The organism is Stagnihabitans sp., from assembly GCF_964946895.1.
This window is the reverse complement of the sequence record NZ_CBBQHX010000005.1, coordinates 47,664-59,339: the sequence shown is the minus strand read 5'-3', so window position 1 is coordinate 59,339 and position 11,676 is coordinate 47,664. Positions and strand designations below refer to the sequence as shown.

The 11,676-nt window shown below is 65.1% G+C and carries 9 protein-coding genes; 8 read left to right on the top strand and 1 reads right to left on the bottom strand.

The window, feature by feature from the left end; translation table 11 throughout:
- The first annotated feature begins 107 nt into the window (after positions 1–107).
- Entirely contained in the window at positions 108–1,013 is a 906-nt protein-coding gene (iolE, locus tag AC1Y2B_RS04685) for a myo-inosose-2 dehydratase (RefSeq protein WP_482251905.1), read from the top strand.
- A gap of 69 nt (positions 1,014–1,082) precedes the next feature.
- On the opposite strand, the gene AC1Y2B_RS04680 is transcribed toward iolE, so the two are convergent.
- Positions 1,083–2,360: an ROK family protein gene (locus tag AC1Y2B_RS04680; protein ID WP_482251904.1), complete on the bottom strand. Its 1,278-nt coding sequence runs from the start codon at positions 2,358–2,360 to the stop codon at positions 1,083–1,085.
- Positions 2,361–2,594: 234 nt separating this feature from the next.
- On the opposite strand from AC1Y2B_RS04680, the gene AC1Y2B_RS04675 reads away from it, so the two are divergent.
- From AC1Y2B_RS04675 to AC1Y2B_RS04645, 7 genes are all read left to right on the top strand, one after another.
- The gene (locus AC1Y2B_RS04675) at positions 2,595–3,620 is read left to right on the top strand and encodes a substrate-binding domain-containing protein (protein WP_482251903.1); all 1,026 of its coding nucleotides are present in this window, start codon (positions 2,595–2,597) and stop codon (positions 3,618–3,620) included.
- Between the two features lie 153 nt (positions 3,621–3,773).
- Complete coding sequence (locus AC1Y2B_RS04670) at positions 3,774–5,102, top strand: sugar ABC transporter permease (protein ID WP_482251902.1); 1,329 nt, start codon at positions 3,774–3,776, stop codon at positions 5,100–5,102.
- Positions 5,103–5,110: 8 nt separating this feature from the next.
- Positions 5,111–5,875 carry an ATP-binding cassette domain-containing protein gene (locus AC1Y2B_RS04665; RefSeq protein WP_482251901.1) on the top strand — a complete coding sequence of 255 codons (765 nt, stop codon included), beginning with the start codon at positions 5,111–5,113 and terminating at the stop codon, positions 5,873–5,875.
- Positions 5,875–7,314, top strand: coding sequence for a xylulokinase (gene xylB, locus AC1Y2B_RS04660; RefSeq protein ID WP_482251900.1), 1,440 nt, complete (start codon positions 5,875–5,877; stop codon positions 7,312–7,314). The genes AC1Y2B_RS04665 and xylB overlap by 1 nt, the downstream gene beginning before the upstream one ends.
- A gap of 8 nt (positions 7,315–7,322) precedes the next feature.
- Positions 7,323–8,624 carry a xylose isomerase gene (xylA, locus tag AC1Y2B_RS04655; RefSeq protein ID WP_482251899.1) on the top strand — a complete coding sequence of 434 codons (1,302 nt, stop codon included), beginning with the start codon at positions 7,323–7,325 and terminating at the stop codon, positions 8,622–8,624.
- A 155-nt stretch (positions 8,625–8,779) separates the two neighbouring features.
- Positions 8,780–10,096: a vanadium-dependent haloperoxidase gene (locus AC1Y2B_RS04650; RefSeq protein WP_482251898.1), complete on the top strand. Its 1,317-nt coding sequence runs from the start codon at positions 8,780–8,782 to the stop codon at positions 10,094–10,096.
- Position 10,097: 1 nt separating this feature from the next.
- Complete coding sequence (locus tag AC1Y2B_RS04645; RefSeq protein ID WP_482251897.1) at positions 10,098–11,666, top strand: CRTAC1 family protein; 1,569 nt, start codon at positions 10,098–10,100, stop codon at positions 11,664–11,666.
- The last annotated feature ends 10 nt before the right edge of the window (positions 11,667–11,676 follow it).

Here is an 11,676-nt window from a genome sequence, read left to right as displayed (position 1 = left end):
CATGTCTGTGACAAGATGCGCCATTTTTGGAATTTTTATTCTACACCTCTTGCCGGGAATCGGAGGAATCGCTAGGCCAAGGAAAATCCAAACCCAAAGGTGCTGCGATGCTGAAAGCCAAGCTGGGGATTTCCCCGATCTGCTGGTGGAACGACGATCTGGTGGAACTGTCCGATGACGTGAGCCTTGAGGAATGCCTGCGGCAAGCCTCGGTCGCAGGCTATACCGGCATGGAAACCGGCCGCCGCTTCCCGATGAACATGGGCGAACTGGGGCCGATCCTGACCAAATACGGGATTTCGGTCTGCGGCGGCTGGTTCTCGGGCACCGTGCTGGAGGGCGATCTGGAAGAGAACAAGGACCGCATCCGCGCCCAGATGGACCTGTTCATCGCAGCCAAGGCGCCGTGCATCGTTTACGGCGAAGTGGCGCGCTCGGTGCAGGGCGACCGCTCCAAGCCCTTGTCCACGAAGCCGAAACTCGACGAAGAGCAGATCAAGGCCTATGCCCGCAACATGACCAAGTTCGGCGAATGGTGCGCCGAACAGGGCATGCCGCTGTCCTACCACCACCACATGGCCGCGGTGATCGAGACGGAAGCCGAGCTGGACCTGTTCATGAAACACTCCGGCGCGGGCATCCCGCTGCTGTTTGACGCCGGCCACCTGGCCTTTGCCGGCGGCGACGTCTTGCGCGCCATCGACAACCACCATGCCCGGATCACCCATGTCCACACCAAGGACGTGCGGATGGATGTCATCAACGCGCTGGACCGCAGCAAGGAAAGCTTCCTCGACGCCGTGGTGAAGGGTGCCTTCACGGTGCCGGGCGATGGCAGCCTCGATTTCGAAGCCATCGTGAAGAAGCTGGCCGGGTACGGCTATGAAGGCTGGTTCGTCGTGGAAGCCGAGCAGGACCCCAAGAAGGCGCCGCCGCTGGAATGGTCGACCAAGGGCAACAAGGAACTGCACCGCGTGATGGCGGCTGCGGGTTACACGGTCGTGGCAGCCTGACGCCTCTGGTAGGGTGGGGTTCAACCCCACCCTACGCGGACACCGCGCGGGGACAGTGCCGCGAAAGCATCACTGCGCCGCCATATCCCGTTGCACCGCCAGCGCCTTTTCCGTGACCACCGACAGCGCCAGCGCCGCCGCGCCATGCGCCCACAGAAGATCGCCCCAGGCGTGGATCTCGATCGGCGGTCTGGGACGGCCCGAGTTGATCACCAGATCCTGCATCTCGGCCAGGGTTTCGGCGGCATAAAGATAGTCGTACTTCATCCGCTCGCCGGACAGGATGATCAGCGCGGGATCGAACAGGTTGACGACATTGGCCAGCCCCATCGCCAGATAGCGCCCGGCCCGGCGGAAGATGCTGCGCGCCGTGCCATTGCCGGCCTTGGCGTGCTGATACAGGCTTTCCAGCAGCACCGGCATCGACAGGCTTTGGCTGTGGTTGAGGTTCAGCGCCGTCACCGCCTCGCGCGCGAGGGCATAGTCGGCGACATAGGCCTCCAGACAGCCGCGCTGGCCGCAGCGGCACAGCGCGCCGTCCAGCTGCACCTTGGTGTGGCCCAGTTCCAGCCCCAGACGCTGCGCGCCCCGATAGATGCGGTGGTTCATCACAAAGCCCATGCCGACGCCATGCTCGATCGTCACCACCGCGAAATCGGCCAGCGCGCGCCCGGCGCCGAACCACAGCTCCGCCAGCGCCACCAGATTGGCATCGTTGTCGATCGTGACCGGCAGGCCCAGCCGCCCCTGCACCGCCGAGGCCAGCGGCACCGCCCGTTCGGTCAGGGTCGAGGACCAGTGCACCATGCCCTCGGTATGATCGACAAACCCCGGCACGCCGATCCCAACCGCCGACAGATCGGCCCGCGCCAGCCCGGCCTTGGCGCAGACCTGATCCAGCAGGTGCTCCACCGCGTCCAGCATGGCGGGCAGGGTCGAGGGTCCGGGCTCGCGCGCAATCGCGGCATCGGCCAGCATGGTGCCGGCAAAATCCACCACCACGGCGGTATGCTCACGGTCCGACAGTTTCATGCCCACCACGCAATGCGCCGCGCCGCGCACGCCTAAGGCCACCGCCGGACGCCCGCGCCCGGAATCGATCTCGCGCGGCACCGCCACCTCTTCGATCAGCCCCGCCTCGATCAGTTCCGAAGTCATCGTGGTCACCGAAGCCGGCGAGACCCCCAGGTCCTTGGCCAACTGCACCCGCGCCACCAGACCCGAGGCGCGCACCCGGTCGAAAATCTGCTGCCGCAGCGGGCGCATCTGTTCAGACCACGGCGCAATCAGCGGGCCGCAGCCCACGCGCATGTCGTCTTCCGATGATCCGGGCAGTCCCCTGCGCATTTCTTCACACCCCGAACGAAAGCCCAACCGCCCTACGCAACGACTTTGGATTTCGGTCACTGCTTCTGTCATATTTTCCGCATTGCGGCGTAAAATCTGCCCGCAATCCGACACGTTCCAGTGTGGCCCATCACTTTTATTTTGACAACTGAATTTATTCGCGGCAATTTCCGCCCAGTCCCGGCGAATCTGCAGGGACGGCCATACGCTGGCCGCATCCATGGGAGGATTTGAATGCGTAAGATACTTTTGGCCGCGATCATCGCGGCGACCGGTCTTTCGACCGCCGCTTATGCCAATGGCAAGAAGATTGGCGTGTCGTGGGCCAGCTTCCAGGAAGAGCGTTGGAAAATCGACGAAGCTGCCATGAAGGCCGCGATCGAAGCTGCGGGTGACACCTACATCTCCGCCGATGCGCAATCCTCGTCGGAAAAGCAGCTCAATGACGTCGACGCGCTGATCGCGCAAGGCGCCAATGTCCTGATCATCAACGCCTGGGACAAGGATGCCATCGGGCCGGCCGTCGACAAGGCCGCTGCCGAAAACATCCCGGTCATCGGCTACGACCGCCTGATCGAAGACAACCGCACCTTCTATCTGACCTTCGACAACATCGGCGTCGGCAAGATCATCGCCACCGAAGTCTCGAAGGCCGTTCCGAAGGGCAACTATGCCATCATCAAGGGCGACCCGGGCGATCCGAACGCGGGCTTCCTGCTGCAAGGCATGATGTCGGTCATCGGCGATGCCGTGAAGAAGGGCGATATCAAGATCGTCGGCGAGTCGTTCTCGGACGGCTGGAAGCCGGAAAATGCTCAGAAGAACATGGAGCAGATCCTGACCGCCAACAACAACAAGGTTGACGCCGTTCTGTCGGAAAACGACGGCATGGCCGGTGGCGCTGCCGCCGCCTTGGCAGCACAGGGCCTGACGGTTGCCTTGGGCGGCCAGGACGGTGACCTTGCCGCGATCAACCGCGTGGCACGTGGCACCCAGACCGTTTCGGTCTGGAAAGACAGCCGCGCTCTGGGCAAGGCTGCCGGCGAAATCGCCGCACAGCTGGCAGACGGCGCCAAGATGGACGCCATCAAGGGCGCTGTGAAGTTCTCTGACGGCCCGAAAAAGGTCGAGATGAACGCGATCCTGCTGACGCCGACGGCGTTGACCAAGGACACGCTGAACCTCGCCATCGACGGCGGCCACATCACCAAGGCGCAAGCCTGTGAAGGTGCCCTGCCCGACGTCGCCGCCTGCAAGTAAGGCCTGACCTGATCTCCGGCGCCGCCCTTGGGTGGCGCCGGTCTTCCTTTACGACGAGCCGGGCCTCTGCCCGCTCCGTTTTTGCGGGATGTTGCGGTGCAAGACCGTTCCCCGCCTGAATTTCAACGGTCAGATGACGAGGAGGATGAGCGCATGAGCGATCAGACCCGACCGACCCCGCCGCTTAGCACGGCCGACGCTGCCGCCAACCCCGTGACCCGCTTCCTGAAAGCCACCGAGATCGACACCCGCCTTCTGGGCATGGCGGGCGCGCTTCTGGTGATCTGGCTGGGCTTTCACTTCTACGGCGCGATCTTCCGCGACGGCGGGGCGTTCCTGACGCCGCGCAACCTGTGGAACCTGTCGGTCCAGACCTCGTCGATCGGGATCATGGCGACGGGGATGGTGCTGATCATCGTCACGCGCAACATCGACCTGTCGGTCGGCTCGGTCCTCGGCTTCATCGCCATGATCATGGGCGTGCTGCAGGTCAACATCCTGCCGGATTACCTGGGCCTTGGCAGCCCGATGATCTGGGTGATCACCGTGATTGTCGGCATGCTACTGGGCATCGTCGTCGGCACCTTCAACGGCCTGCTGATCGCCTATCTTGGCATTCCCTCCTTCATCGTCACACTCGGCGGGCTGATGTTCTTCCGCGGCGCCGCCTTCCTTGTCGCCAACGGCAAGACGATTTCCCCGGTCGATGCCGACTTCGCCCTGCTGGGCGGCGGGCCTTACGGGGCGATTGGCTATTGGGGCAGCTGGGTCGTGGGGGCGCTTGGCTGCGTCGCGGTGCTGCTGGCGCTGCGCTCGGGCCGCGCCAACCGGCAAAAGCACCAGTTCGCCACCCGCCCGATGTGGGCCGAGATCTTCATGGCCATCCTCGGCTGCGGCCTGATCATCGGGGCCACCCTTCTGGTCAACTCCTACCCCTGGCCCGCCGGCATCGTGAAGGCCTATGCCGCCGCCAACAACATCACCGTGCCGCCCGAAGGCCTGTTCATCAGCCACGGCTACGCCATCCCGGTCCTGATCCTCGCCGTCGTCGGCATCTGCATGACCTTCCTGATGACCCGCACCCGCTTTGGCCGCTATGTCTTCGCCATCGGGGGCAACCCCGAGGCGGCGGCCCTGGCCGGCATCAACACCAAATGGATGCTGGTCCGCATCTACGCGCTGATGGGCATGCTGGCGGGCCTCTCCGCCGTCGTCTCCTCGGCCCGCCTGAACTCGGCCACCAACGCGCTTGGCCTCTCGGACGAGCTCTACGTCATCGCCGCCGCCGTCATCGGGGGCACCTCTCTGGCGGGTGGCGTCGGCACGATCTACGGCGCGATCCTCGGCGCGCTGGTCATGGAATCCCTGCGCACCGGCATGGTGCTGATCGGCTTTGACACCTCGATCCAAAGCATGGTGGTCGGCGCGGTTCTGGTCGTGGCGGTCTATGTCGACAACATCTACCGCAAGAAAACCAAGTGAGGGACAACATGGCAAACGCAGTCAAAGGCACCCCTCTGGTCGAGATGCGCGACATCTCGATTTCCTTCGGGGGCATCAAGGCGGTTGATCACGTCACGGTCGACCTGCACCCGGGTGAGGTCGTGGGCCTTCTGGGCCACAACGGTGCGGGCAAATCCACGCTGATCAAGTGCCTGTCGGGCGCTTACAAGGCCGACAGCGGCGACATCCTGATCAACGGCCAGAAGGTCGAGATCAACAACCCCCGCGACGCCCGCGCCCAGAACATCGAAACGATCTACCAGACCCTCGCCCTGGCCGACAACCTCGACGCCGCCTCCAACCTGTTCCTCGGCCGGGAACTGGTGTCGTCGCGCGGATTCCTCGACGAATCCGCGATGGAGGCTGAAACCCGCAAGATCATGGGCCGCCTGAACCCGAACTTCCGCAAGTTCAACGTGCCGGTGTCCGCGCTGTCCGGCGGCCAGCGCCAGTCCGTCGCCATCGCCCGCGCGGTCTATTTCAACGCGAAAATCCTGATCATGGACGAACCCACCGCCGCCCTTGGTCCGCATGAAACCCAGATGGTCTCAGAGCTGATCGAAGAGCTGAAGGCCCAGGGCCTTGGCATCTTCCTGATCGAACATGACATTCACAACGTCATGAAACTCTGCGACCGCGCCTCGGTGATGAAGAACGGCCAGCTGGTCGGCACCGTGAATGTGAACGAGGTGACCGATGAAGACATCCTCGGCATGATCATCCTCGGCAAGAAACCGGCAAAGGCTGCGTGATGTATATCGGACTGGACCTTGGCACCTCGGGCCTGAAGGGCATTCTCATCAACGACGATCAGAAGGTGGTGGCGGAAGCCGTGTCCCCCCTGACCGTCCAGCGCCCGCATGACGGGTGGAGCGAGCAAGCCCCCGACAGCTGGATCACCGCCGCCGAAGCGGTGTTTGACAAGCTGGCGGCCCATGGGCTGGGGTCCGTCCGTGGCATCGGCCTGTCGGGCCACATGCATGGCGCCACCCTGCTGGACGGGGCGGACGACGTGCTGCGGCCATGCATCCTGTGGAACGACACCCGCAGCTTCGAGGAAGCGGCAGAGATGGACCACGATCCCATCTTCCGCCGCGTCACCGGCAACATCGTCTTCCCGGGCTTCACCGCACCCAAGCTGAACTGGGTCCGCAAACACGAACCGGCAATCTGGGCCAAGGTCGCCAAGGTCCTGCTGCCGAAAGACTACCTGCGCCTCTGGCTGACCGGAGAGCATGTCTCCGAAATGTCCGACGCCGCCGGCACCGCATGGTTCGACACCGGCGCGCGCGATTGGTCGGATGACCTCTTGAAAGCCACCGGCCTGACCCGCGCCCAGATGCCCCGCCTGGTCGAAGGCTCCGCCGTCTCTGGCCATGTCCGCGGCGAACTTTCCAGCCGCTGGGGCCTGCCGAAAGCCGTGGTCGTGGCGGGCGGCGCGGGTGACAACGCCGCCGCGGGCGTCGGCGTCGGCGTGGTCAAGGCCGGTCAGGCCTTTGTCAGCCTTGGCACCTCGGGCGTGCTCTTCGCCGCCAATGACGGCTATCAGCCCGATCCGGCCACCGCCGTCCACACCTTCTGCCACGCCCTGCCCAACACCTGGCACCAGATGGGCGTTGTGCTGGCGGCAACAGATGCGCTGAACTGGTACGCCACCCTCGTCGGCCAGACCGCCGCCACCCTCACCGGTGAATTGGGCCCGCTGCAAGCCCCCGGCAAAGCCCTGTTCCTGCCCTACCTTGGCGGAGAGCGGACCCCCCTGAACGACGCCGCCATCCGCGGTGCGTTTCTGGGCCTTGAACACCAGACCGACCGCGCCGCAGGCACCCGCGCCGTCCTGGAAGGCGTCACCTTCGCCTTCCGCGACAGCCGAGACGCCCTTGCCGCCACCGGCACCAAGCTGGAAAGCCTGCTCGCCGTCGGCGGCGGCTCGAAATCCGACTACTGGCTCAAGGCCATCGCCACGGCGCTGGATTGCCCCGTCCTCGTCCCCGCCGCCGGTGACTTCGGCGGCGCGCTGGGTGCCGCCCGCCTGGGCCTGATGGCCGCCACCGGCGGTGGCGCCGAAATCGCCACCATGCCCCCCATCGCCCGCACCATCGACCCCGACACCCGCCTGACCGCCGCCTTCGACGCCGGTCACGCCCGCTACAAGGCGGCCGCTGCTGCCATTCAGAAACTCAGCCACTGAGGCCCAAAATGACCGATTTCTTCAAGAACATCCCGGCGATCACATACGAGGGCCCGAATTCCACCAACGAATTCGCCTTCCGCCACTACAACCCCGATGAACTGGTCATGGGCAAGCGGATGGAAGACCACCTGCGCTTCGCCGTGGCCTACTGGCATTCGTTCGCGTATCAGGGCCACGACCCCTTCGGCGGCCAGACCCTGCTGCGCCCGTGGTTCGGCGAGACGATGGCACTGGCCAAACTGAAAGCCGACGCCGCCTTCGAGATGTTCGACATCCTTGGCGCCCCCTTCTATTGCTTCCACGACGCCGACGTGCGCCCCGAGGGTGCGACCTTCGCGGAAAGCACAAGGAACCTCGAAGAACTCGTTGATTACCTTGGGCAAAAGCAGGCGACCCACAAGACCAAGCTCCTCTGGGGCACCGCCAACATGTTCTCCAACCGCCGCTGGATGAGCGGGGCTGCCACCAACCCCGATCCGGACGTCTACGCCTATGCCGCCGCCACCGTGAAGGCGAACATGGACGCCACCCACAAGCTGAACGGGGCGAACTACGTTCTCTGGGGCGGTCGCGAAGGCTATGAAACCCTGCTCAACACCGACCTCAAGGCCGAGCGCGAACATGCCGGCCGCTTCCTGCAACAGGTGGTCGAGTACAAGCACAAGATCGGCTTCAAGGGCACGATCCTGATCGAACCGAAACCGCAGGAACCCTCCAAGCACCAGTACGACTACGACGTGGCAACCGTCTACGGCTTCCTCGTCCAGTTCGGGCTGGAGAAAGAGGTGAAGGTCAATATCGAACAAGGCCACGCCATCCTTGCCGGCCATTCCTTCGAACACGAACTGGCGCTGGCGGTCTCTCTGGGCATCCTCGGCTCCATCGACATGAACCGGAATGACTACCAGTCCGGCTGGGACACCGACCAGTTCCCCAACAACACCCCCGAAATGGCGCTGGCCTATTACGAGATCCTGAAGAACGGCGGCCTGCACACCGGTGGCACCAACTTCGACGCCAAGATCCGCCGCCAAAGCCTTGACGCCGAAGACCTGATCCTCGGCCACGTCGGCGGCATGGACACCTGCGCCCGCGCCCTGAAAGCCGCCGCCGCCCTGCTGGAAGACGGCGGGTTGGAGAAGGCCCGGGCCGAGCGTTACGCCGGTTGGGCCACCCCCGCCGCCCAAGCCATGCTGAAGGGCGGGCTTGCCGAAGCCGCCGCCCGCGTCACCGCCGAAGGGCTGGAACCGCAGCCGAAGTCGGGCCGTCAGGAACGGCTGGAAAACCTCTGGAACCGCTTCGTCTGAACCGAAGCAGACCCTTCCCCGGGGGCGCACATCCCCGGGGCATTGCGGACCACATGCGCGGACAATCGTTCGGTCTGGCAGGGTCTATTGGTGACAGGCGGGCGGAGCAGGGTTTGCCCCCCGCACAGCGAGATCAAAGCTTGGGAGGGCGGACGATGAAACGGCGCACATTTCTGACAGCCGGCGTGGCCTTGGCCGTTCTGGCCGGAACCAGCTCGGCCTATGCCGACACGCGGGATGCGGTGGCGGCCAAGGTGCTGGACACCTGGTACAAACTGGCGCTCGAACTGGTGCGCCACACGCCCACCATGACGCCCCCCGTCTCCAGCCGCGCGCTGGCCTATATGGGTGTGGCCGTGTTCGAGGCGTTGGCCTCGGGCGACAAGGCCCTGCGCTCGCTGGCCGGCCAGTTGAACGGCCTTGCCACACTGCCCGACCGCGCGCCCTCGCAGCCCTATGACACCGCCGTCATCCTGAACGCGGTGCTTGATCCCCTGATCCACAGCTTCTTTGCCAACACCGGCCCGACCGGCCAGCACGCCCTGCAAACGCTGACCGCCAAACTGGCGGACCAATCCGCCGCAGGCGTCGCCGCCGATGTCGTCGCCGCCTCGCGCAGCTACGGCGCCACCTTGGCCAAGGCGGTCCTCGACTGGGGCAACACCGACGGCGGCGCGGTGATCGACAACATGGGCTTCCCCGCCAAGTGGGACCTGAAGAAAGTCCCCGGCGAATGGGTGCCCACCTCCAAGATCGTGCTGCAACAGGCGCCCCTCCTGCCGTCCTGGGGCCAGAACCGCCCCTTCGCGCTGCCCTCGCCCAACCCCTGCGGCATCGCCGATCCCACGCCCTATTCCGAAGACAAGGCCTCGGCCTTCTACGCGCAGGCGAACGAGGTCTATCAGACCACGCAATCTCTCACGCCCGAACAAACCACCATCGCCCGATTCTGGTCCGATGACGCCATGCTGACCTGGACGCCGCCCGGCCATTGGGTGGCCATCCTCATGCAGGTGGCGCAGGAAAAATCGCTGGACCTGACCGCCCTGGTCGAGGCCCTCGCCCGCGTCGGCGTGGCGCAAGCCGATGCCTTCATCGCCTGCTGGGCCGCCAAATACCACTACGACACGATCCGGCCCGTCACCTACATCCAGAAACTGATCGACAAGACCTGGAACCCGATCCTGACCACGCCACCCTTCCCGGAATACCCATCCGGCCACTCGGTGCAATCGGCTGCCGGGGCCACCGTACTGACCGCCCTCTTCGGCGAAAACTACGGCTTCACCGACCAAAGCCCCACCCCCGACGGCGTGCCCCAGCGCAGCTTCAAGGGCTTCTGGGATGCCGCGAACGAGGCCGCCATCTCGCGCCTCTACGGCGGCATCCACTTCCGCCCCGCCATTGAAAACGGCCAGAAGCTGGGTGCCTGCGTCGGCCAGTTCGCCGTCAACCTCAAGACAAGGGCTTAAGATGCGTCGCCTGATCCTTGCCCTCCTCGCCACCCCCGCCTTCGCCGATGATGCCGTCATCATCCCGAAATACCTCGACGAAACCGCCACCTCCGGCATCACCAGCGCCTATACCGGCGATTGGGAGTTCATGGCCGGCGGTGGCGTCGCAGCCTTTGACTGTTCGGGCGATGGCAAGCCCGACCTCTTCATGGCTGGTGGCACCAGCAAAGCCACGCTCTACCGCAACGACAGCGCCACCGGCGGCGCGCTGAAGTTCACCGCCATCGCTTCGGGCACGGAACTTGACCGCGTCACCGGCGCCTATCCGCTCGACATCAACGGCGACGGCATCCTTGACCTCGTCATCCTGCGCTCGGGCGAAGACGTGGTGATGCAGGGCGAGGGCAACTGCCACTTCCACCGCGCCAACGAGGCTTGGGGCTTTCAAGGCCGCGACCTGTGGTCCACCGCCTTCTCGGCCACATGGGAGAAGGGCAACGACTGGCCCACCCTCGCCATCGGCACCTATATCGACCGCACGCAAGACGCCTTCCCCTGGGGAAGCTGCACCGAAAACGCCCTCTACCGCCCCAAAGGCCAAGCCTTCGACGCCCCCCTGCCCCTGAAACCCAGCTTCTGCGCCCTCTCCATGCTCTTCACCGACTGGAACCGTTCGGGCACGCCCGGGCTGCGGGTGGCCAACGACCGGGAGTATTACAAGGGCGGCACCGAACAGATGTGGCACGTCGACCCCGGCAAGGCCCCGGCCCTCTACACCGCGGCAGAGGGGTGGAAACCCCTGAAGATCTGGGGCATGGGCATCGCCTCCACCGATGTCAACGGCGACGGCCTGCCGGATTATTTCATGACCTCGATGGCCGACAGCAAACTGCAGGTTCTGGCCGGTGCCCCCGACAAGGCCACCTACAAGGACGTGGCCTTCGCCGATCATGCCATCGCCCAACGCCCCTACACCGGCGGCGACCTGCGCCCCTCGACCGGCTGGCATGCAGAGTTTCAGGACGTGAACAATGACGGCCGGCAAGACCTGTTCGTGGCCAAGGGCAATGTCTCCGCCATGCCCGATTTCGCCGCCAAGGACCCCAACAACCTGATGCTCGGCCAGCCCGACGGCACCTTCGCCGAGGCCGGTGACAAGGCGGGCGTAGCCAGCATGAAGCAGGCGCGCGGCGCTTCGGTGATCGACCTCAACGGCGACGGCCAGATGGACCTTGTGGTGGTCAACCGCAACGACGGGGCCGAGGTCTGGCGCAACGCCGGCACCGGCATCGCTGGCGAACCCCTCGGCCACTGGCTGCAACTGGCGCTGCATCAGGACGGCGGCAACCGCGATGCGATCGGCGCCTGGATCGAAGTGCGCCTCGGCGACAAGGTCCAGCAGCGCGAGATCACCTCCGGCGGCGGCCATGCCGGCGGTCAACTGGGCTGGTGGCACTTCGGTCTGGGGGACAAGACCGAGGCCGAGGTCCGCGTTCTGTGGCCCGATGGCACGCAGGGCGACTGGGCCAAGGTCACCGGCGACGCCTTCTATGACCTGACCAAAGGCAAGGCCCCCACCGCGCACTGAACCACCGCCC

Excerpts from the sequence above, each read along its gene's own strand:
- iolE (WP_482251905.1), top strand. The coding sequence starts at position 108 with ATGCTGAAAGCCAAGCTGGGGATTTCCCCGATCTGCTGGTGGAACGAC.
- AC1Y2B_RS04680 (WP_482251904.1), bottom strand. The coding sequence starts at position 2,360 with ATGCGCAGGGGACTGCCCGGATCATCGGAAGACGACATGCGCGTGGGC.
- AC1Y2B_RS04675 (WP_482251903.1), top strand. The coding sequence starts at position 2,595 with ATGCGTAAGATACTTTTGGCCGCGATCATCGCGGCGACCGGTCTTTCG.
- AC1Y2B_RS04670 (WP_482251902.1), top strand. The coding sequence starts at position 3,774 with ATGAGCGATCAGACCCGACCGACCCCGCCGCTTAGCACGGCCGACGCT.
- AC1Y2B_RS04665 (WP_482251901.1), top strand. The coding sequence starts at position 5,111 with ATGGCAAACGCAGTCAAAGGCACCCCTCTGGTCGAGATGCGCGACATC.
- xylB (WP_482251900.1), top strand. The coding sequence starts at position 5,875 with ATGTATATCGGACTGGACCTTGGCACCTCGGGCCTGAAGGGCATTCTC.
- xylA (WP_482251899.1), top strand. The coding sequence starts at position 7,323 with ATGACCGATTTCTTCAAGAACATCCCGGCGATCACATACGAGGGCCCG.
- AC1Y2B_RS04650 (WP_482251898.1), top strand. The coding sequence starts at position 8,780 with ATGAAACGGCGCACATTTCTGACAGCCGGCGTGGCCTTGGCCGTTCTG.
- AC1Y2B_RS04645 (WP_482251897.1), top strand. The coding sequence starts at position 10,098 with ATGCGTCGCCTGATCCTTGCCCTCCTCGCCACCCCCGCCTTCGCCGAT.